At 64.3% G+C, this 20,334-nt stretch carries 16 protein-coding genes; 2 read left to right on the top strand and 14 right to left on the bottom strand.

Features of this window, described 5'->3' with window-relative positions:
* Positions 1-85 precede the first annotated feature (85 nt).
* The 3 genes from BEP01S_RS11365 to BEP01S_RS11355 all read right to left on the bottom strand — a co-directional run bounded on the left by BEP01S_RS11365 (position 86) and on the right by BEP01S_RS11355 (position 4,106).
* A complete protein-coding gene (locus tag BEP01S_RS11365) occupies positions 86-1,807 on the bottom strand; it encodes an acyl-CoA dehydrogenase family protein (protein WP_083532676.1) in 1,722 nt (573 codons plus the stop codon).
* Positions 1,808-1,911: 104 nt separating this feature from the next.
* A complete protein-coding gene (locus BEP01S_RS11360) occupies positions 1,912-3,333 on the bottom strand; it encodes an ABC transporter permease (RefSeq protein WP_062243331.1) in 1,422 nt (473 codons plus the stop codon).
* A complete protein-coding gene (locus tag BEP01S_RS11355; RefSeq protein WP_062243327.1) occupies positions 3,330-4,106 on the bottom strand; it encodes an ABC transporter ATP-binding protein in 777 nt (258 codons plus the stop codon). The genes BEP01S_RS11360 and BEP01S_RS11355 overlap by 4 nt, the downstream gene beginning before the upstream one ends.
* Positions 4,107-4,287: 181 nt before the next feature.
* Here BEP01S_RS11355 and BEP01S_RS11350 point away from each other — a divergent pair, with 181 nt between their 5' ends.
* Positions 4,288-4,692 (top strand): SRPBCC family protein, encoded by a 405-nt coding sequence (locus tag BEP01S_RS11350; protein ID WP_062243325.1) that lies wholly within the window; start codon positions 4,288-4,290, stop codon positions 4,690-4,692.
* A gap of 238 nt (positions 4,693-4,930) precedes the next feature.
* On the opposite strand, the gene BEP01S_RS11345 is transcribed toward BEP01S_RS11350, so the two are convergent.
* The 11 genes from BEP01S_RS11345 to BEP01S_RS17230 form a co-directional block, all read right to left on the bottom strand.
* On the bottom strand, positions 4,931-6,499 hold the full coding sequence (locus BEP01S_RS11345) for a polysaccharide pyruvyl transferase family protein (protein WP_157070561.1): 1,569 nt from the start codon (positions 6,497-6,499) through the stop codon (positions 4,931-4,933).
* A gap of 297 nt (positions 6,500-6,796) precedes the next feature.
* A complete protein-coding gene (gene groL / locus BEP01S_RS11335) occupies positions 6,797-8,389 on the bottom strand; it encodes a chaperonin GroEL (protein WP_062243316.1) in 1,593 nt (530 codons plus the stop codon).
* 36 nt (positions 8,390-8,425) lie between these two features.
* Positions 8,426-8,719 carry a co-chaperone GroES gene (groES, locus tag BEP01S_RS11330; protein ID WP_039209993.1) on the bottom strand — a complete coding sequence of 98 codons (294 nt, stop codon included), beginning with the start codon at positions 8,717-8,719 and terminating at the stop codon, positions 8,426-8,428.
* A gap of 478 nt (positions 8,720-9,197) precedes the next feature.
* On the bottom strand, positions 9,198-10,457 hold the full coding sequence (locus BEP01S_RS11325; protein WP_062243313.1) for a resuscitation-promoting factor: 1,260 nt from the start codon (positions 10,455-10,457) through the stop codon (positions 9,198-9,200).
* Between the two features lie 218 nt (positions 10,458-10,675).
* Positions 10,676-11,647, bottom strand: coding sequence for a TatD family hydrolase (locus BEP01S_RS11320; RefSeq protein ID WP_062243310.1), 972 nt, complete (start codon positions 11,645-11,647; stop codon positions 10,676-10,678).
* Positions 11,647-13,362 carry a methionine--tRNA ligase gene (metG, locus tag BEP01S_RS11315; RefSeq protein ID WP_062243307.1) on the bottom strand — a complete coding sequence of 572 codons (1,716 nt, stop codon included), beginning with the start codon at positions 13,360-13,362 and terminating at the stop codon, positions 11,647-11,649. Before metG ends, BEP01S_RS11320 begins: the two co-directional genes overlap by 1 nt.
* A gap of 145 nt (positions 13,363-13,507) precedes the next feature.
* The gene (locus BEP01S_RS11310) at positions 13,508-14,572 is read right to left on the bottom strand and encodes a putative endonuclease domain-containing protein (RefSeq protein ID WP_062243304.1); all 1,065 of its coding nucleotides are present in this window, start codon (positions 14,570-14,572) and stop codon (positions 13,508-13,510) included.
* Between the two features lie 290 nt (positions 14,573-14,862).
* The gene (rsmI, locus tag BEP01S_RS11305) at positions 14,863-15,831 is read right to left on the bottom strand and encodes a 16S rRNA (cytidine(1402)-2'-O)-methyltransferase (protein WP_306306263.1); all 969 of its coding nucleotides are present in this window, start codon (positions 15,829-15,831) and stop codon (positions 14,863-14,865) included.
* Positions 15,828-16,259 carry a DUF4190 domain-containing protein gene (locus BEP01S_RS11300; protein WP_039210001.1) on the bottom strand — a complete coding sequence of 144 codons (432 nt, stop codon included), beginning with the start codon at positions 16,257-16,259 and terminating at the stop codon, positions 15,828-15,830. The genes rsmI and BEP01S_RS11300 overlap by 4 nt, the downstream gene beginning before the upstream one ends.
* A gap of 97 nt (positions 16,260-16,356) precedes the next feature.
* On the bottom strand, positions 16,357-16,818 hold the full coding sequence (locus BEP01S_RS11295) for a DUF4190 domain-containing protein (protein WP_083532728.1): 462 nt from the start codon (positions 16,816-16,818) through the stop codon (positions 16,357-16,359).
* Between the two features lie 224 nt (positions 16,819-17,042).
* A complete protein-coding gene (locus BEP01S_RS17230; protein WP_280512735.1) occupies positions 17,043-17,714 on the bottom strand; it encodes a DUF4190 domain-containing protein in 672 nt (223 codons plus the stop codon).
* Between the two features lie 271 nt (positions 17,715-17,985).
* Between BEP01S_RS17230 and BEP01S_RS17130 the strand changes: the two genes are divergently transcribed.
* The gene (locus BEP01S_RS17130; protein WP_244882202.1) at positions 17,986-19,938 is read left to right on the top strand and encodes a dolichyl-phosphate-mannose--protein mannosyltransferase; all 1,953 of its coding nucleotides are present in this window, start codon (positions 17,986-17,988) and stop codon (positions 19,936-19,938) included.
* The last annotated feature ends 396 nt before the right edge of the window (positions 19,939-20,334 follow it).

Raw genomic sequence — 20,334 nt, 5'->3', positions numbered from 1 at the left:
CGCTCTTTCGGCAGTTTGAATTACAAGCGATCTTGCATCATACACTTCACGGGCCGAGAGCGAATCCGGCGATCGAACCCGCATCTCATGCCCGCGCGACGAGGAAGTCGATGTCGACTCCATCAGGCAGGGCTCCGTATTCCCGGCCCCGATCAGCGCCGAGGCGAGCGGCCGCAAAGCTGGAGGCCACCTCAGCAGGGGCGGATTCGAAGAGGATCGCAGCCTGCATGAGCAGCGCCATCTTCTCCACGAGGACACGACCTCGTGTCTGCAGCGCCGCTTGCGCGGCCGCATCTCCGGAATCCAGATCCTGCACCGCGTCCTGCAGCGATCGGGCCAGCGATTCGTAGGCAGCGTCGAAGTCAGCGTGCTTGCCCAATCCGGTCTCGAGGAAGCCGAGGAAGGTCTTGGCACTCCGCGGTTCGCGGGCCAGGGCACGTAGGACGTCGAGGACGATGACGTTGCCGGAGCCTTCCCACACTGCCATGACCGGCTGCTCCCGGTAGCGGCGGGCCAGCGGGAAGGACTCGGTGTAGCCGTTGCCACCGAGGCATTCGAGGGACTCATAGGCATGTTCGGGTCCGCGTTTGCAGATCCAGTATTTGCCGACGGCCGTTGCCAGACGGCGGAAGTCGGCCGCCTCGGCGCTGTCGTCGTCGTATGCAGCGGCCAGGTGCAGCGCCGTATAAGTGGCCGCTTCGGTCTCGAGCTGGAGGTCGGCGATGACGGCGCGCATGAGCGGCTGGTCGATGAGCGTGGCACCGAAGGCGGCGCGCCCGCGGGCGTGCCAGGCTGCCTCGGCGACGCATTGGCGCATCCCCGCGGCCGAACCGAGGACGCAGTCCAAGCGGGTCTGGGCAACCATCTCGATGATCGTGCGCACGCCCTTGCCCGGCTGCCCGAGCAGCCAGCCTTCGGTGGCGTCGAACTCAACTTCCGAGGAAGCGTTGGACTTGTTCCCGAGCTTGTCCTTGAGCCGCTGGATGCGCACCGAGTTGAGGTCGCCGCCGGGCAGCACGCGGGGCACGACGAAGCAGCTAGGACCCTCATCGAGCTGGGCGATGACGAGGAACGCGTCGGACTGTGGAGCGGAGCAGAACCACTTGTGGCCGGTGATGAGATAGTGGTCGCCGGAGGGGACGGCGAAGGTGGTGTTCGCGCGGATGTCCGATCCGCCCTGTTTCTCCGTCATTGCCATGCCGAAGGTCACTGCGGATTTGTTCGCCGGGTCGATGCGTCGCGGATCAAAGCCGGCGGCGGTGGCACGTGGCACCCAGAAATCGGCCAGCGCAGAATCGGCGTGCAGGGACGGCACGACAGCATGCGTCATCGACACCGGGCAGGCGTGGCCGGGTTCGATCTGGGAGAAGAGCATGAACCTTACGGCGCGTTCGACGTTGGCTCCCGGCCCGGGATGAGTCCAGGCATAGGAGTGCGCTTCCGCGTCGAGCGCGTCGCCGATGATCCGGTGGTAAGCCGGGTGGAACTCGATCTCGTCGATGCGGTTGCCCCAGTCGTCGTGGGTCCGCAGCATCGGTCCGTGGACGTTGGCCAGGCGGGCGTCATTGATGAAGTCGGCGCTGCCGACGAGTGCTCCGATGCGTTCGAGTTCGTCGTGAGAGGCACGCGGAGCGTAGTGGGCGAGCGCATCCCTCAGAGCCGTATTCAGCGTGAATTCGTTGATATCTCGCCGAGGCGGCGCTTGGTTGAACACTGTATGCGTCGTCCGCGGAGTGGTGGGGTCCGACGCAGATGCTGCGGAGCGTGTGACCGCAGCTTTCGCGGTGCTGTCGGGCGTCGTGGTCATGGTTCTCCTCATGTGGACCAGGTAGACAGGGGCATTGCTCTGATGCGGGCCTCGATCTCCGCGAGGGGCTCCGTCTCGACGAGACCCACCCGCGCCCCCGAACTTCACACTGCTTCGAGCGCTTCGACGGGACTGATCGACGTCGCCGCTCGGGCAGGTTCGCGGCTGGCAACGAACACGGCGACGAGGGTGCCTGCGACGACGGCGATGACGACTACCCAGGGCACGCTCGGCGCGAAGAGTCCGAGCAGGGGCGAGAGCAGGGTCAGCGCGCCGACCCAGCCGAAGCCGATGCCCAGCGGCACGGCAACCAGGCACGCGGTCAGGCTCAGCTGCAGGCCTTCGGCCGTGATCATCCGCCGCACGCGCTTCGGGGTTTGGCCCAGTGCCATGAGCAGGCCGATCTCCTGAGTGCGCTGCCGCACGGAGAGCATGAGCGTGTTCGCGACGCCGATGACGGCGATGATCACGGAGAAGAGGATGAGGGCGAAGGCGAACAGCATCGACTTGTCGATGACGGTGGCCAGCGCGTCCTCGAGACCGCCCCACCCCTCTTCACCGAGGGAGCGCGCATACCGCAGCAGCTGATCGCGGAAGGTGGTCATGGCGGTGGCGAACATGACGATGAGCGTGATGCCGATGACGAGCCCGATGACCGTGCGCGCGTTCCGGGTGGGATGGCGGGCGATCGTCGATGCGGCCAGCCGGGACACCGCGGTGCGTCCGACCAGCCAGCCGATCGCCGCCTGCACCGGAGGCAGGATCCACGGATGACCGATGACGACACCGAGGAACGTCAGACTCGACCCGAACGCAGTGAGCACCACGCTCATCAGGCTGATCCGATGGTCGGCGGCTCCGATCACGGAATTGACGAGGAACGTCAGGCCCATGGACAGAAGAATCAGCGAGGCGGTGAGTCCCCCGAGTGAGGCACGGGCATCCTCGGGGCGGCTTTCGACCGCCTGCGAGGTCGCCTCGATCGGAGAGATCCCCGTGATGCGGCGCGCGCCCAAGTACGCCGACAGCCAGGTCACGATGATGGTGGCGAGCGCGGGAACGGCCATGGTCGGGGTGAGGAGAGCGACCTCCTCGGTGATGGCGTTGCCCAGGTAATTCTGGGCCGCTTTCGCCAGCCCGGTCGACGCTGCGAAGGCGAGCACCGCGGCGGGGACGGAGATGATCAGCCCCTCCACCGAGGCGGCCCTGCGCAGCCGTTTCGACGACGCCCCGATGAGGCGCAGCAGAGCCAGCTGGCGGCTGCGACCGGCGATGATGATCGAGAACGTGTTCGCGATGACGATCGCAGAGACGAATAGGGCGATGAGGAAGAAGGTGAACCCGACCATCGAGAGCAGGTTCTGCGCGGTCTCGGATTCGGCGATCATCTTCTCCGACGACAGCCATGCCGTCAGGATCGCGATGCCCTGCATGATCGCGGTGCCGAAGAGGGCGGCGATGAAGACGACGAGGACGCTGGGGAAGAACTGCCGCGGATTGGTTCGGATTTCGCGCAGTGGGTTCATCGGCTCACCGCGGAGTCGGCGCGTTCGTCGATGTCGAGCATGGTCGAGGCGATCGCCTCGGCGGTGATTGCGTCGTTGAGCTCCGTCGCCGGGGTGCCGTCGGCGATGAAGATGACTCGGTCGGCGTGGGCGGCGACGATCGGGTCGTGGGTGACGAGCACAATCGATTGGCCGAAGTCCCGGACGGCCTCGGACATGATCGCCATGACCTCCCGGCCGGATTTCGCGTCGAGGTTGCCGGTCGGTTCGTCGGCGAAGAGGATGTCGGGGCGGGTCGCGAGCGCCCGGGCGATGGCGGTGCGCTGCTGTTGGCCGCCGGAGAGCTCATTCGGTCGATGCTTGAGTCGGTCTTCCAACCCCAGGCGGTGGACGACTGTGGAGATCCAGGCGCGTTCGTCGGCTTTGGGTCGGCGGTCGTCGAGTTCGAACGGCAGTCGGATGTTCTCTTTGACCGTGAGCGTGGGCACAAGGTTGAAGGCTTGGAAGACGAATCCGATCCGGCGACGGCGCAGGGCGGTGAGATCGTCGTCGCGCAGCTTCGTGATCTCCTCGTCGCCGAGGTGGACCGTGCCGGAGGTGGGCCGGTCGAGTCCGGCGAGGACGTGCATGAGTGTTGACTTGCCCGAGCCCGAGGGCCCCATCACCGCGGTCAGCTTGGCCGGTGCGATGTCGAGGCTGACCCCACTGAGAGCCGTGACCGCGGCCCCCTTCGGGTCGAAGACCTTCGAAACGTCGCGAAGTTGGGCGATGGGCATCGTTGGGCCGGTGGTCATAGATTCCTCATGCGTCGGTGCAAGCTGTCATTTCCAGACTAACGAGGATCGGGCCTCAGAAACATGAAAAGCGACTGGCCAGTAGGTGTGAGCCAGCTGAGTGCGCGGGCACATCGGGCCGGTGAGAGGACCCGGGCTGCGCAGCCTAGCCGCGTGTGCTCCGGTGTGGTCCACTGGGGAGATGACTTACGATGCGCTCCACCTCTCGACGTCCATCGACGCCTCCCCCGCCGAGGTCGCAGCCTTCGCCGGAGATCCCGCGAACCTTCCTACCTGGGCGGCGGGACTGAGCAATGGAATCCGTGAAGTGGCCGGACGTTGGATCACGGACTCCCCGATGGGTGAGGTCGAGGTCCGCTTCGGCCCGCACACGGACCTCGGCATCCTCGATCACGACGTAATCTTCCCCGACGGCACGATCGTGCACAATCCGCTGCGGGTGCTTGCCAACGGCACCGGCGCCGAGGTGGTCTTCACTCTGTATCGCCTGCCCGGTGTCGATGATGCCGAGTTCGACCGCGACGCGGACATGGTCCGCGCCGACCTCGCCCGCCTCCGCACTCATTTCGAGAGCGACCGCGCCTGAACACACCCCCACCCGAGCACCCTTCGTCCAGGCCTCGTGCGCGTGCACACAGCCGACACCAACGACACGACCCCACGCCCGAGCTCGCCCTAGACGGCACAAAGCGCGCAAGCACGACTGGGTCACAGTGGCTTCAGGCTTTTTGTACACCTGTCTCTGAATTGCTCAGGTTCTTCAGTGTGCATTTCAGCGAAAGGTGTGTCGAAAGTGGAATCCTGCGCGCCAGGGGCCCTCGAGCCTACCTGCGCGCGGGACGCAGCCGGCGATATGCGCGGCGGGCGAAGTCTGCAGACTGTCGGCTCGCGCTCTCGACCCGTCGCGCTGCTCGGACGGCAGGCTCTGCTTCGCGCCGCTCATCACGTCGGCGGGCCTCGTCGCGTTCGGTGCGTACGCGTTGCAGCTGCGACTTGACCGCCTGCACCTCTTCGTTCGCCCGTGCCGCCTTCCGGTCCTTGAGCGCCATCACCAGCCCGTAGTTCTGGACGGCGTTGAGACGTTCGCGGACTACGCCGATGTCGTCGACGTATGGGTTGTCGATCGCTTCGGCGTGGAAGAAGCCGGGTGCTTCGGTTTCCGCCGCTCCGGGGGTGTCGCCCAGCGTCTTCGCGACGACGAAGTCCCACCACTGCCGATGCTCGGCGCGGCGCTTCTGCGACTGCGCACTCAGTCGGCCCGTGAGCTCGTCTCGGTTTCCCACCGCTCCGACGGCAGTCGACACGATGTCGTCGACCGAATCGAGCGGCAGCACGTAGTCCTCCATACCGACGTTCTCCGCGGCTCCGCGCATGCGGATGGACGAATAAAGGTTGGGGGCCAACGAGATGAAGGGAACGCCCGCAGCTCCGGCGAAGATCGCCGCGTGGTACCGGGTCCCGACGACCAGTTGGGCCTGCTCTGTCAGGGCGATGAGCTCTCGTGCGGTGAGCATCCGGGTGGGAACGACTTCAGCATGCCCGCTGGCCCGAGCGATCTTCGGGTCGGTGAGCTGGTCTCTCGTCTCCGGCGCTGGTGGCAATGCTCCGCCGTGCGGCACAAGCAGCACCCGCAGGCCGGTATCCTCGGCGAGCCGACGGGTGAGTTCCGCCAGTCGTGCGTGATAGTCGTCATCGCTGAGCATCGGGGTCGAGGCCTTCTCGGCGAAGCTGGCCAGGATGAATGGACGCTCGGTCAGATCCGACACGGCAGACCGGTCCTCGTCGCGGGCTGTCAATGAGAACGCGTCGTCGACCTGACGGCGCACCGTCGCGGAGCCTCGTCCGAGATCGTCGACGAGCTGGGTCGTGTAGCTTTCGCGGGTTCCGACGAACTCCGCCTCGGCGAGGAGGTCGTGGACGATGTCCCGATCCTCGTCGTAGATGAGCGGGCCGAGAGTCTGGCTGGTCAACGCATACGGTTTGCCGAGGGCACGGGCGATCTTCGCCAGGGTCGCACGCTCGTAGATGTGTTGGGCGAACATCGAGTTGAGGTTGCCACCGCCCGCGATGAGGACGGCCGCGGAATTCCGGACTGCCTCAATGACGTCAATCGCCGGGTCATCTGCCTTCAGCACATCCCGGTCTCCGGCGACGTAGTCGAGGATCTTCTTCATCCGAGAGGTATTGGGACGTCGGTCGCGCCTGAACCCGATGCGTCTGACAGCGTCGACGCCGTACATTTCGCTCGCGTGCTGGGGTTCACCGGCGATAAGCGTGATGGCGATATCCGCTCGGGCACGAAGCTCATCGATGGCCAGTTCCGTCATCGCCTCATCGCCGAGGTGGTAGAACCGGCTCCAGCCGACATCGCCGATCATCGTAATTCTCTTCATGGATCCCTTGTTCACTTCATGCACTGCAGAACTTCAATCGAATGTTCCGATCACTGTAACGACAGCGATGCGTTCGCTCGTGAACAGCACCTGTCTCCGAGGTGAATACGTTCGCGTCGAAGTCGACAACGGAGACAGCCGCGGAGGCAACCGCCCTGAACGCATTGAACGGGTGGCGGGCCGCCTCGGCGAGGGTGCATACGCCGATGAGTGCGAGAGTGAATGCGACAGTGGCCCGGAACGTGATGTTCCGGGCCACTGGCGTGGGTCAGAGGTGACTCAGTCCGAGCGTGTGGCTCAGGCTTCGTCCTCCTCTTCCTTCTTCTCGACGACCAGGGTCTCGGTGGTGAGAACCAGGGCGGCGATCGATGCGGCGTTGCGCAGTGCCGAACGGGTGACCTTGACTGGGTCGATGATTCCGGCGCCGATGAGGTCGCCGTATTCACCGCTGGCGGCGTTGTAGCCCTGGCCGGACTCGAGGTCCTGGACCTTGGCGACGACGACGTATCCGTCCTGGCCGGCGTTGGCGGCGATCCAGCGCAGCGGCTGGACGACTCCGCGCTTGACGATCTCGGCACCGGTGAGTGCGTCACCGGTCAGACCGAGGTCGTTGCCGTCGAGGACCTTCGCGGCGTGGATCAGAGCCGATCCACCACCGGCGACGACGCCCTCTTCGATGGCGGCACGAGTAGCGGACACGGCGTCTTCGACGCGGTGCTTGCGCTCCTTGAGCTCCACCTCGGTGGCGGCGCCGACCTTGATGACGGCGACTCCGCCGGAGAGCTTGGCCAAGCGCTCCTGCAGCTTCTCGCGGTCCCAGTCGGAATCGGTGTTCTCGACCTCGGCACGGATCTGTGCGACGCGACCGGCAACAGCATCGTCCGAACCTGCACCATCGACGATCGTGGTGTTGTCCTTGGTGACGGTGATGGTGCGGGCGTTGCCGAGCTCTTCCAGGGTGACCTGGTCGAGCTTCATGCCCATATCCGGGGTGACGACCTGGCCACCGGTGAGGACGGCGAGGTCTTCGAGGATGGCCTTGCGGCGGTCACCGAAGCCGGGAGCCTTGACGGCGGCGACGTTGATGATTCCGCGCAGCTTGTTGACGACCAGTGTCGACAGTGCTTCGCCCTCGATGTCCTCGGCGATGATGAACAGCGGCTTGCCGGCCTGCTGCACCTTCTCGAGGACGGGCAGGAGCTCCTGGATGTTGGAGATCTTGCCCTGGTTGATGAGGATGAGCGCGTCGGAGAGCACAGCCTCCTGGCGATCAGCATCGGTCACGAAGTGCGGCGACAGGAAGCCCTTGTCGAACTGCATTCCTTCGGTGATCTCGAGCTCGACGGACGCAGCCTGCGACTCGTCGATCGTGATGACGCCGTCCTTGCCGACCTTGTCGAAGGCATCGGCGATGAGCTTGCCGATCTCAGGCGACTGAGCCGACAGGCCAGCGACGTGTGCGATCTCCGAGGAGTCGGCGACGTCGCGGGCGATGGTGCCCAGCTGCTCCGAGACTGCCTCGACGGCGGTCTCGATGCCGCGCTTGAGCTGTCCGGGTGCGGCGCCTGCGGCAACGTTGCGCAGTCCTTCGTTGACGAAGGCCTGAGCGAGAACGGTCGCGGTGGTGGTTCCGTCGCCGGCGATGTCGTTGGTCTTGGTGGCGACTTCCTTGGCCAGCTGTGCGCCGAGGTTCTCGTACGGATCGTCGACCTCGACCTCACGGGCGATGGTCACACCATCGTTCGTGATCGTGGGAGCGCCCCACTTCTTGTCGAGCACGACGTTGCGGCCCTTGGGTCCCAGCGTCACCTTGACGGTGTCAGCCAGGGTGTTGACACCCTTTTCGAGTGCACGACGAGCTTCGTCGTTGAATTCCAATGATTTAGGCATTCGTCCTCCTGTCAGTGAAGTAGTTGTTCAGGGGATTCAGCCGATGACTGCGAGCACGTCGCGAGCCGAGAGCACGAGGAACTCTTCGCCTGCGTACTTGACCTCGGTGCCTCCGTACTTGGAGTAGATGACCTTGTCGCCGACGGCGACGTCGACCGGCACGCGGTTTCCGTTGTCAGCAACGCGGCCCGGGCCCACTGCGACAACTTCGCCTTCCTGAGGCTTTTCCTTGGCGGTTTCGGGAATGACCAGACCACTGGCGGTAGTCTGTTCTGCTTCGACCTGACGGATGACAATCCGATCTTCGAGTGGCTTGATGGAGACCGACATATCGGGCCCTCTCCCTTCGCTGGGTTCTATTTCATCGAGTCAGACGGCGGCTGCTGCCATGAACCTCTCGTCGTCGCGGGTGCCGAGCGATTCGACCGTCTCATGAAACTGGCACTCAATGAGTGCTAGTGCTAATTCGACTCTAGAACGCTCTTAGCACTCGGTCAACTTGAGTGCCAACAATTCGTCATGCTCTGGGCGAAAGTTCAGATTGGGTGCTGCACGGCGGTGGTGCCGGAGTCGAGTTTCGGACGATCCGTGCGGGAATCCGTGGCCCTTTCCAGCACGGATCGTCCGAAACTCGCGCCACCGTTCTGCCCCCAACAGACACCAAAAAGCGTGGGCCCCGAGGATCTCTCCTCGGGGCCCACGCTCCTTGCTGACCGCCTCAGCTCAGTTGTCGATATCTGTTGTCAATGGCGGCCAGAGTTCATTGCCTATCAGGCGCCCAGTCATCGACTGCGGCTCTGATCTCAGATCAGGCGCACGCCCACTGCCCCCAGCCCTCTTGGGCCTGCAGCTTCTTGGCGCGCTCGAACTGTTCCTTCGGGCTGGCATCGACCGGGTTGCCGCTGCCACCCATGGAGTGCCAGGTCTGGAGCTTGAACTGGAACAGGCCGAAGTGCGCGTGGTTCGACTGGTTCACCGCACGGGGGTTGAAGTTCGACTCGCACTTGGCGACCTGGTACCACTTGGATCCGGGTCCACCGAGCATGGCCTTGATCTCTGCGGTGCTCATGTCGCCGCCACCGGAGCCGGCGTCGCCGCCACCGGAGCCGGCGTCGCCGCCGCCGGTGGACGAGTCGCCGGAGTCACCGGAATCGCCCGAGTCGTTCGAACCGGAATCGCCGGAGTCACCCGAGTCGGAGCCGCCAGTGTCAGCCGGCTCTTCCTTCTTCTTGGTGCCCTGGATGACGACCTTGGTCTTGGGTTCGGAGAGGACCTTCTCGTCCTTCTTCTCCTTCTTGACCTGTTCGCCGTTGATCGTCTTGACCTTGTAGGTGACCTGCTTCTCGCCGTCCTTGCCTTCGGTCTCGACCTTGGTCTCGCCCTCATAGAGGGAATCGGACTTCTTGGTCTCGACCTTGGCCTTGATGGCCTGCTTGTCCTTGACGGTGTCGTTCTTCACGCGGTTGACGGTGAGAACCTGGCCGTCGGAGACCTCGGCGGACATCGGCACGGACAGGAAGTCATCCTTGTCGAGCTTGACGCCCGTGTCCTTGAGGGCTTCCTTCGCGGTGCCCACAGCGGCCGAGACCTTGTGGTCCTTGCCATCGGCGACGACGGTAAGGTCCTTCGACGTGGTCACGTCGATGTCGTTGCCCTCTTCCTTCAGCCGCTGGCTGGCCTTCGCGTTGAGGTCGGCACCCTTCGCGTCAACGCCGAGGTCGGCAAGAGCCTGACCCACGGTGTTCGCGTTGGTCCATTCGTTCGTTTCTTTACCATCGACGGACAGCGCAACCTTCTTCGCCGTGTTGACGGTGATCGTCATGTCACGGTCGACCTTGGTGCCCACGCCGGGCTTGACCTGGTCGCGCTTATCGACATCGATTTCGTGGCTGTCGAGGATGTCCCCGACCGTTCCACCGAAGGTCCGGATCTCTTCCGCCTGTCCGTTGACCTCCAAGGTCACAGGCTTGTTCATGGTCACAACTGCGCCCGTGCCACCGACGAGTCCGGTGATCACGACCGCCTGTGCAGCGATCTGAACCTTGCGGTTCTTCAGAAAATCAATCACAAAAATATCCCTGAGCAGAGTTTATCGACCTGTTCACTGTAACCGATTCGTTACAAGGTTCGCAAAATATCACGGAAATGTAACGGTGTGAGTTTCCTGAGGGCGTGTCTGACCTGGAGTTCCCCGTGTTTCAGGGGCATTCCCAGTCGTGATATTTCCTCGCCGAGGCGGCCCCGCGTCCCGTTATCTCGCTCACAGAACGAAGAGCTGAGTCCAGGTCAATCCCAGCTGCCGAGGGCACGCTCCGCGTTGGCCCACACGGCAGCGCACAGCTCCTCTTCGCTCATCCCGCGCACTTCGGCAAGTTTCCGCGCCGTGATCGCGGTGAGGTAGGGACCTCCCGGCTTCCCGCGGTGCGGGTGCGGGGTGAGGAAAGGCGCGTCGGTCTCCGTCAGCAGCAGCTCCAGCGGAGCGGCCGCCGCGGCGCGACGCAGCTCGTCGGCGTTCTTGAACGTGAGGTTGCCGGCGAAGGACATAAAATAGCCCTCGGCCGCGCATTCGCGAGCCATCGCTTCATCACCGGAGTAGCAGTGGAAGATCGTGACATCGGGAGCGCCTTCCTCTTTGAGGATGCGCAGCACATCGGCGTGTGCCTCCCGATCGTGGATCTGCAGGGCACGTCCGGTGCGCTTGGCGATCTCGATATGGGCCCGGAAGGAGCGCTGCTGTTCGGCGAGGCCCTCCTCTGCCGTGCGGAAGTAGTCGAGACCGGTCTCCCCCACCACGCGCATGCGATCGTGCGAGCTCACGAGTGATTCGATCTCGGTCAGCGCATCGTCGAGCAGGCCACGTTCGGCCAGCCGCGGTGCCTCGTTCGGATGCAGGGCGGCTCCGCCGATCATCCACGTCCGGCCCTCGGCAGGAGGAGTGGGCACGGTCCGGCGGTCGGCCGCCTCGGCGGGAGAACCTGAATATTGCGACGCCACGAGCGCGGTCGTCCACCGGGCTGCCGGAAGGTCGCAGCCGATCTGGACGATGCGACGAACCCCAGCCTCGGCGGCGGTGTCATGGAAGAAATCCAGCGACGGGAACTCTTCGTCCTCATCCGGGGTGACCTCGGGTTCGGGTTCGCCGGCACCCAGCGGCAGCCGCACACCCGTGCAGATGTCGAGGTGGGTGTGGGTGTCGACGACGGGGTGAGCGAGCGGTTCGGGCACCGGTGGATAGGTTCCGGCGGCGCGCGAGGCCATTATTCGGTCTCCTCCACGAACTTCGGGAACACGGGTTCGGGCTTCGGCAGGGGTGTGCCCGGCTCGAGCGGGAACTCGACGGCCGCGAACGACCGGGGATCCGCCTCGGCGGCGGCCATGCCATCGGCAGCTGCCTCGGCGACATTCGGCGCCAGGGCGGCCGAAGCGTAGGCGGCACCGGCGGCGACGCCGATGGACGCGCTCGCGGATACGGCTCCCATCGCCTCGGCGCCGGACCCGGAATCCACGGCGGTCGGCAGAACCTTCGCACCGGCCTCACCGACGCCCGCGGGCACACCGAGGAGGTCGAGGATCTTGCCCGCGGATTCGGGCATGACCGGCTGGATGAGGATGGAGATGATGCGCACGACCTCGATCGTCACCCACAGCACGGTGGCCATGCGATCCGGATCGGTCTTCTTCAGCTTCCACGGCTCCTGAGCGGAGAAGTAGCGGTTTGCCTCCGAAAGCACCTTCCAGCAGGCCTCGACGTAGAGGTGGAGGGCCTGGGTGTCGACGTGGCGACGGGCGGTGTCGGGTACGGCACGGGCGAGGGCGAGGAGCTTCTCGTCCGCCTCGGTGAGCTCACCCGGCTGCGGAACCTGGGCGTCGCAGTTCTTCTGGATCATCGACAGCGACCGCTGGGCGAGGTTGCCGTACTCGTTGGCGAGGTCGGAGTTCTTACGGGTGATGATCGAGTCCTTCGTGTACGAGCCGTCGTGGCCGTAGGAGAACTCGCGGAAGAGGAAGAAGCGCAGGGTGTCCAGTCCGAAGGCGTCGACGAGGTCGAGGGGGTCGACGACGTTGCCGACGGACTTCGACATCTTCTCACCGGAGTTGAAGAGGAAGCCATGGGCATGGACGCGCCCCGGCAGCTCGATGCCGGCGCTCATGAGGAACGCGGGCCAGTAGACGCTGTGGAAGCGGATGATGTCCTTGCCGATGATGTGGACGTCGGCGGGCCACCACTTCGCGAACTTCTCCTCGTCGTCCGGGAATCCGGCGGCGGTGATGTAGTTCGTCAGGGCGTCGATCCACACGTACATCACGTGCTTGTCGTTGCCGGGCACCGGCACACCCCAGTCGAAGGTGGTGCGGGAGACGGAGAGGTCCTTGAGCCCGGAGGCGACGAAGGAGGCGATCTCGTTGCGGCGGGAGTCGGGCCCGATGAACTCGGGGTGGTTCTTGTACAGCTCGAGCAGCTTGTCCTGGTACTTCGAGAGGCGGAAGAAGTAGGACTCCTCTTCCGTCCAGGTCACCTCGGTGCGGGTCTCCTTGGACAGGCGGACCCCGTCGACGACCTCGGTTTCGTCATCGGTGTAGAAGGCCTCGTCACGTACGGAGTACCAGCCGGAGTACGTGTCGAGGTAGATGTCGCCGGCTTCTTCGAGCTTGCGCCAGATGGCCTGCGAGGCGGTGTAGTGGTCCTCGTCGGTGGTGCGGATGAACCGGTCGAAGGTCGAGCCGAGGGCGAGTTGAGTGTCGCGGAAGTTCTTCGCGTTGTCGTCAGCGAGCTGTTTGGGGGTGATGCCGAGTTTGTTCGCCGCCTGCAGCATCTTCAGCCCGTGCTCGTCCGTGCCGGTGCAGAAGAAGACATCGTGATTGTCCAGTCGCTTGAACCGGGCGATCGTGTCGGCCGCAATGTACTCATAGGCATGCCCGATGTGAATGGCCCCGTTGGGGTAGGCAATCGCTGTCGTCAAGTAGTAACCCATAGGGAACTCAGTCTAAGGGACGCCGCCGCGCAGCCGCGCATGGGTCCCATCCCGGGTTCGGCACTGTTAAGGGTCAGCAGCACGGTTCGGAAAGCATGCTGCTCACCTCAAACGATCCAGAAGCTGCCGGGCAGGGGCTGAACGATCAGAACACAAGCCTGTCACGGCACCTGCTGCGAAGGTCAGGCACCTGTCGAAACAGTTTCTGCCCGAAGCTCTTCGGCTCGAGCACCTCATTGAATGTGAAGCGGACGACTCTGTATCCCATCGACAGCAGCCGGTTCTGCTGGCGACTCTCTTTACTCATGACGTCGAATCCGCCATCGACATACTTCTGAGTCCCGTCGACGTAGATGGCGACTCTGTCGTCACGGAGCAGGAAGTCGAGCCTGGTCAGCAAATACCCCTCCTCCCAGATATCAACCTGTTGGGCAAAGTCATGCAGCCCGAGAACGTGGAGATTGAATGCGGCACGGCTCTCTGCATAGCTTTCGGACAGCGGCGAGACGAGTTCGGCAAGCGCAGTCGCGAGCTTTCGGCCCCTTGTCAGACGCGAGATCGGTGATCGGAACACTGCCGCAGCCGTTTCCGGCACTTCGCTCAGCAGCCCGGGCGCATAGCCGATCCTGAAGATCGCCTCTTCGTCGTCACCGAGCATATGTCGACGAAGCACCTGCTCCATCGCCGCAAAGCCAGATGCAGCGCCGAGTTCCGCCCTCAGGTCCAAGGCAGTACGCACCGCAGTGGTGGTTCGAAGCCCGTCGACTGTACAGATGTCCTCGCCTGCTAACGATCTGCGTCGCCTACGCAGTTCGGAAGTGAGGGCACCGGAGGCCGGATTGAACACTGACACCGGCTGATCCGGCTGGCGGAACATCCCGATCTTGTGCAGGCGTGCGGCAGACAGTCCGCACACCACATCGGAGGGACGGTAATGAGGGTAGTGAATTATCTGCAGATATTTCAGATGTTCCTTGTATCTGCGCACCTGTTCGCGGTCCTGCTGACGGCCGGACTCATGGTATTCCAGCCATGCGGTGTCAGCGGCAAAGCCCTGAAATCTGAGGTGGGCGCGAACGCCGCACCGGCGGATGACTGAATAGACACCGCGAGACAGCTTGAGCAGACAGCAGCCCAGGCCTGTTCGAATGTCCGAGTTAGAGGCGCCGGATGCGCGGAGGTCCTGGAAATATACGACGTTGCTCTTCATCCCCGCATTGTGTTCAACCAACGGCATGGGCGACCACACGGCGATCGGGGCTTGTGGATCCAACGACTTGCATCCCCAGCGAATCACGTCCGAGTCGAATCAGATTCCACAGGCTCAGCAGAGCAAGTCATAGCGGCGCTGTGGCGTCGTTTCACGTTCGGCACTGTTTGAGGTGAGCAGCCCTGTTCGGAAACCGGGCTGTTCACCTCAAACAGTCCATTGCGTCATCCACACACTTCCACGTTCAAGTGTGGTCCGATCCCGCCTCGCCGAAACGGCTATCCGGAGCGTCACTCTCGGTGGAGCCAGGCCTCATAGACGTCGCGCTTCGACAGGCCGAACTTCTTCGCCACCTGCCCGGCCGCATCCTTGGCGCGCACACCGGAGTCGACAAGCGCGCTGACCTCGCCGAGGTGGTCCTCCGGAGCGGTTTCGACCTCGGTGGCGCCGGCGAGCACGAGGGTGAGTTCCCCACGCAGCCCCTCGGCGGCCTGATCACGCAGTGAGCCCACGGTCCCGCGCAGAGTCTCCTCGTAGGTTTTCGTCAGTTCGCGGCTGATGGCCATGGGACGGTCGATGCCGATGATCTCGGCGAAGTCGTCCATCGCGTCGGCGATGCGGTGCGGGCTTTCGAAGAACACCATCGTCCGCTTCTCGGCCTTGAGTTCGGTCAGCAGGGTCTTGCGCTGCCCGGACTTGCGCGGCAGGAACCCTTCGAAGCTGAACCGGTCGCTGGGCAGTCCCGAGACTGCGAGGGCCATGAGCACCGCGGACGGGCCCGGCGTCGACGTGATCGGAAGTCCCGCCTCGGCGCAGGCCTTGACCACGCGGTAGCCGGGGTCGGAGACGGCGGGCATCCCCGCGTCGGAGAGCAGGACAACAGTCTCACCAGCGGCGATGATGTCGACGAGTTCTGGCGCGCGGTGCCCCTCGTTATGGTCGAAGACGCTGATGACCCGCTTCGTATGTGTGAGGTCCAGCCGCTGCGCCAGCGACAGGAACCGCCGCGTGTCCTCGGCAGCGATGACATCGGCGGTTTCGATGGCTTCGCGCATCCGCGGGCTCGCATCGCCGAGGTTGCCGATCGGAGTGCCGACCAAGATGAGTCGTCCGCCGGTGAGGTCCGGACCGGAACTCGGCCCCGCGTGATCGGTCTGGTCGACGGGATCGGGCTGGGTCGCCTCGGCGAGGGTGTCGTCCCCGATTTCGGGATCAGTGTCGGCGAGCTGGTCGGAGGACGCGAAGGAGTCTGAGCTCAACTGGCCGAACCTGCGCCGACCATTGCCACGCCGAAGATGAGGACGAAGACGCCGACGTAGAGGACCCAGAAGAGGATCCAGAGCGCGGTACCGATGTAGCCGACCCACAGGGCCGCGACCGCCATGCCGTCGCCGCGCTCTCCGCGTTCACGGATCTGCTTGCGGGCGATGTGGCCCATGACGATGCCGGCGATGCCGCCGATGAAGATCGACGAGATGAAGCCGAAGATCGAGGCACACATGCCGACGATGGCCAGCACGTTCGTCGGCGGAAGCGGCTGATACACGTAGGCGGGTCCGCCGGCGTACTGCGCATTGGCCGCATACGCGTTCTGGCTGTACGACTGGGCACCGTATGAGCCGCCCGCGTTCGACTGGGGCTGCTGGTAGTACATGTCCGGGTTGTTCCAGTTGTTCTGGCTGCTCATGGCGAAGTCTCCTTGTGGTTGCCTTCAACGGTACAGAGTCGTCGGTGGTGGCAAAAGGTGGGGCGGTTACAGGTCAGTCACAGTTGGATCCGCCGTATCAGCTGACGGTTCCTCCTCCGGCGGCGATCGATGCGCCGATCATGAGGGCGATGAACCCGAAGTAGACCAGCCAGAACCCGACCCAGAAGAGCACGCTCAGGTAGCTCAGCCACAGTCCGGCGACGGCCATTCCGTTACCTCGTTCGCCGCGAGATTTGATCTGCGAGCGGGCGACGTGGCCGAAGATGATGCCGACGATACCGAGGAAGAAGAACGACGAGATGAAGGAAATGAGGCCGAGCACCAGCGCGACAATCGATGAGGAGTTCGTCGGTGTCACCTGCTGGTAGACGACGACCGGTGCCCTGTTTCCATAGGTCACGGGTGCCTGGACCAGGGCTGGCGTGCGAACTGGTGCCGGCGAATAGGCCGGTGCGGACGAGTGGACCGCGACGGGGGCGTGGACCGAACCGTTCGATCCGGTGTAGTTGTTCCCGAGAGGCAGTACGCGAGTGTTCATGTCCGTTCCGTTCCGCTGGCTGTCGCTGATCGTCATGTCTGTTCCGGGGCCGTCTGCAACGGCTGTCCCGATGTCTGAGATCAACGCTACCCACGTGCGGCGAGCGCGGTGGCCGAATCGTGTTGCAGTCCTGCACCACGCGTTGCAGAACACCCTCGCCGAGGCGGTCCGACCGTCCCGTATCCGCGTGACCTCGGCAGTAGACCGAGGTCACGCAAAGCAGCTCAGTAGCTGCTCATCATGCCCAGGAAGCCGATGCCCAGGATGCCGATCATGACGATCGCCATGATCAGGCCCAGGGCAATGGTCACGTAGCCGATGATCAGGCCGGCGATCGCCTGTCCGCGGCCTTCTTCGCCTGTGCGCTTGATCTGGCCGAGGCCGATGTGGCCGAAGATGACGGCGAGCACCGGTGCGATCCACAGGAACATCGCGATGATGCTGAAGATGATGCCGATGACCGGGATCATCGACAGCAGGCCGCAGACGAAGCCTCCGCCGATTCCGACGATGCCCATCCACATCGACCACACGGCCATCTTGTTGGGTGCGGGCCGGACGAAGACCGGCTGCGCGCCGTAGGTCATCGGCTGGCTGTACGCGCCCGACTGGCTGTATGAGTTCTGCTGACCGTAGGCATTCGGCTGGCTGTAAGCACCCGGCTGGCTAAACGAGTTCTGCTGCCCGTAGGCGCCCGACTGTCCGTACGAACCCTGCTGCCCATACGGCTGTCCCTGCGAATACTGCCCGGCACCAGACCCATACTGTCCGGCGCCCGAGCCGTACTGGCCCGACTGTCCCTGCCCGTACTGCGGCTGGGATCCATAGCTGTTGTTGAACTGCTGCGAGCCGACCTGGGGAGGATCGCTCGGGCGGTAGTTGGGGTTGTTCGACACGTTGTGCACCATTTTCGCTCGGACTCCGGATGTCTCCCACTACTCTAGTGATGCGAGTAGGCGAATGCCCAAGAATCCTGCTCAGGGTGCCGAACCTCATGCCAAGCCGGCCCTTCGGCGGTCGCCAGTCTGCCTCGCAGTCGCCACCCCACCAGACACCCAGCACACCCACGCTCCCCACCTCGACGACCAGCCCGCCCCTCAACAACCGTTCCCTTCCCTGCGGGTCGCATGAGAGCCCCGCCCGCCGAGATCTCTAAACTGGACTCCGATGACACACACCGCAGACTCCCCGGCCCCCACCAGGCGCATCGCCCGCGAGCGCCTGGCGAGGAAACGCGAAAAAGTGCGTGCCGGCGCCGCTGCGATGCGCCGCGAAACCTTCCACGCCGGGATGTGGGCCACTCGCGCCCCCGTCTGGATGTGGCCCGCTCTGCTCGTCATCACCGGAATCGGCGCGGCCCTGCGCCTCTTCCGCCTCGACTTCCCGCATCGCCTGATCTTCGATGAGACCTACTACGTCAAGGACGGCTACTCGGTCTTCAACTTCGGCTACGAACGCTCCTGGCCCGATGAGGCCGACGACTCCTTCAACGCCGGCGACCCCAGCGTCATCGAGTCCACCCCCGAATACGTCGTCCACCCGCCCCTGGGCAAATGGCTCATCGGTTGGGGCATCGACCTCTTCGGCGCCGACGATTCGTTCGGCTGGCGCTTCACCGTGGCGATCATCGGCACCCTGACGATCTTCCTCCTCGGCGTCATCGCGTGGAAGCTCTTCCGCTCGGCGTTCTTCGCCTGCGTCGCCGCCGGCCTCCTCGCCATCGACGGCGAGCACTTCGTCCACTCCCGCACGAGCCTGCTCGACATCGTGCTCATGGCCTTCGTCCTCCTCGCCTTCTTCTTCATCCTCCTCGACCGCGAGCAGGTGACGAAACGCTTGGCCACCTGGACCCAATCGACGACGAAATCCCCGTCCACGCCCACCTTCGCCGAGGTGGCGCCCACCCCCGAATCGAACCCCTCCAAGACGACATCGACGTCCACGTCGACCCCCACCGAGGCGACCGCCTCCTCTTCGTCCGACCCCGACGAGGTCCCGTCGACCCCGTCCGGCCCCGGCGAGGTCCCCCGGACCTTCCCGACCAAGCTCAGCGAGTCGGTCTCCTCCGCCGTCCCCGTCACCGAGGCGGCCCCTCCCACCGCGGGAGCCCGACGTCGGCGTCAGATCAAGTCCAGGGACGTGATGAACTTCGGGCCCCGCCTCGGCGTGCGTCCCTGGATCTTTGCCGCGGGGATCAGCCTGGGCCTGGCTACGGGAGTGAAGTGGTCGGGGCTGTATGCGCTGGCGGTGTTCGGGACTCTGCTCGTCCTGTGGGATGTGCATTCGCGGCATCGGGCCGGGGTCGTGCATCCGTGGCTGGGCATGTTCATCCGTGACAGCATCCCGTCGTTCTTCAAGCTCGTGCCGATCGCGCTCGTGACCTATGTGGCGTGCTGGACGGGGTGGATCCGGTCGGATGATGCATGGGACCGGCAGTGGGCTGCGGAGAATTTCGGCTGGTGGCGGGTGCTGCCGGAGTGGCTTGACTGGCTGCCGTCGCTGGCGCACTACCACTACACGGCGTACTCGTTCCATGTCGGGCTGGACTCGGAGCATCCGTACATGTCGAACCCGTGGGGTTGGATTGTGCAGTGGCGACCGACGTCGTTCTACTACGAGTCCTACGACAAGGGCGACATGGGGTGCACGGTCGCGAAGTGCTCCTCGGCGATCACTTCGGTGGGCAACCCCGTGATCTGGGGATTGGCCGCTTTGGCTGTGCTTGTCTGCCTCATCGTGTGGATCATCCGCCGGGATGTCCGCCCCGCCGTCATCCTCGCCGGACTCGCCGCGACCTGGCTGCCGTGGTTCGCCTACCAGGAGCGGACGATCTTCACCTTCTACACGATCGTCATGGTGCCCTTCGTGGTGCTGGCGGTGACGTACTGCCTGACCCTCGTCTGGGGGCGGGTTCCGGTTCGTGGGCTAGCGTCGCCAGGGCCGTCGACGAAGCAGCGTTTCACGCGGATCTCCGCGGCGCTGTTCGCCAGGCGACTGAGCGTCGGGCTCATCCTCGTCGCAGCGATCCTCGCCTTCGCCTACTTCTGGCCCATCTACACCGGCGAAGTCATCCCGTTCTCGGCCTGGAACAACCGCATGTGGAACATCACCTGGCGCTGATCGGCTGACGTTGGCGTGTACTTGCGCGCCGCACTGGCGTCGCCGAACCACGCCGCTGACAGCTTCGGGCCGCGCGTCATCGACTTTTGTCCCATTCGTCATCGACTTTTGATCAGATACTCATGTTCGAACCGGATTATTCGTCCAAAAGTCGATGAAGCGATGCACGGGCCTACCCAAAAGTCGATGAGACTCCCACCGGCTCTGCCCACTCAGCACCCACCGCCCGCGGGCACAGGGGCCGGCTTGAACGTCGCCGCACGGCCCCGCCCGCGGCCCACCGGCACATCCGTCACGGGTTCGCCATCGAAGGGTCGCCTCGGCGACATGGCGTGTTCACCTTGAGGTAACACCCCGTCGTTAGCGTCGAATCATTGTGAATGACCAATCGACGAC

The organism is Brevibacterium epidermidis NBRC 14811 (assembly GCF_001570805.1).
Lineage (GTDB): Bacteria > Actinomycetota > Actinomycetes > Actinomycetales > Brevibacteriaceae > Brevibacterium > Brevibacterium epidermidis.
This window is presented reverse-complemented; position numbering and strand designations above follow the sequence as displayed.

Bases quoted from the DNA above. Each gene is read 5' to 3' on its own strand.
- BEP01S_RS17130 (WP_244882202.1), top strand. From the start codon at position 17,986: ATGACACACACCGCAGACTCCCCGGCCCCCACCAGGCGCATCGCCCGC.
- metG (WP_062243307.1), bottom strand. From the start codon at position 13,362: ATGGGTTACTACTTGACGACAGCGATTGCCTACCCCAACGGGGCCATT.
- BEP01S_RS11365 (WP_083532676.1), bottom strand. From the start codon at position 1,807: ATGACCACGACGCCCGACAGCACCGCGAAAGCTGCGGTCACACGCTCC.
- BEP01S_RS11350 (WP_062243325.1), top strand. From the start codon at position 4,288: ATGACTTACGATGCGCTCCACCTCTCGACGTCCATCGACGCCTCCCCC.
- BEP01S_RS11345 (WP_157070561.1), bottom strand. From the start codon at position 6,499: ATGAAGAGAATTACGATGATCGGCGATGTCGGCTGGAGCCGGTTCTAC.
- BEP01S_RS11355 (WP_062243327.1), bottom strand. From the start codon at position 4,106: ATGACCACCGGCCCAACGATGCCCATCGCCCAACTTCGCGACGTTTCG.
- BEP01S_RS11300 (WP_039210001.1), bottom strand. From the start codon at position 16,259: ATGAGCAGCCAGAACAACTGGAACAACCCGGACATGTACTACCAGCAG.
- groL (WP_062243316.1), bottom strand. From the start codon at position 8,389: ATGCCTAAATCATTGGAATTCAACGACGAAGCTCGTCGTGCACTCGAA.
- groES (WP_039209993.1), bottom strand. From the start codon at position 8,719: ATGTCGGTCTCCATCAAGCCACTCGAAGATCGGATTGTCATCCGTCAG.
- BEP01S_RS11320 (WP_062243310.1), bottom strand. From the start codon at position 11,647: ATGGCCTCGCGCGCCGCCGGAACCTATCCACCGGTGCCCGAACCGCTC.
- BEP01S_RS11360 (WP_062243331.1), bottom strand. From the start codon at position 3,333: ATGAACCCACTGCGCGAAATCCGAACCAATCCGCGGCAGTTCTTCCCC.
- BEP01S_RS11310 (WP_062243304.1), bottom strand. From the start codon at position 14,572: ATGAAGAGCAACGTCGTATATTTCCAGGACCTCCGCGCATCCGGCGCC.
- BEP01S_RS11295 (WP_083532728.1), bottom strand. From the start codon at position 16,818: ATGAACACTCGCGTACTGCCTCTCGGGAACAACTACACCGGATCGAAC.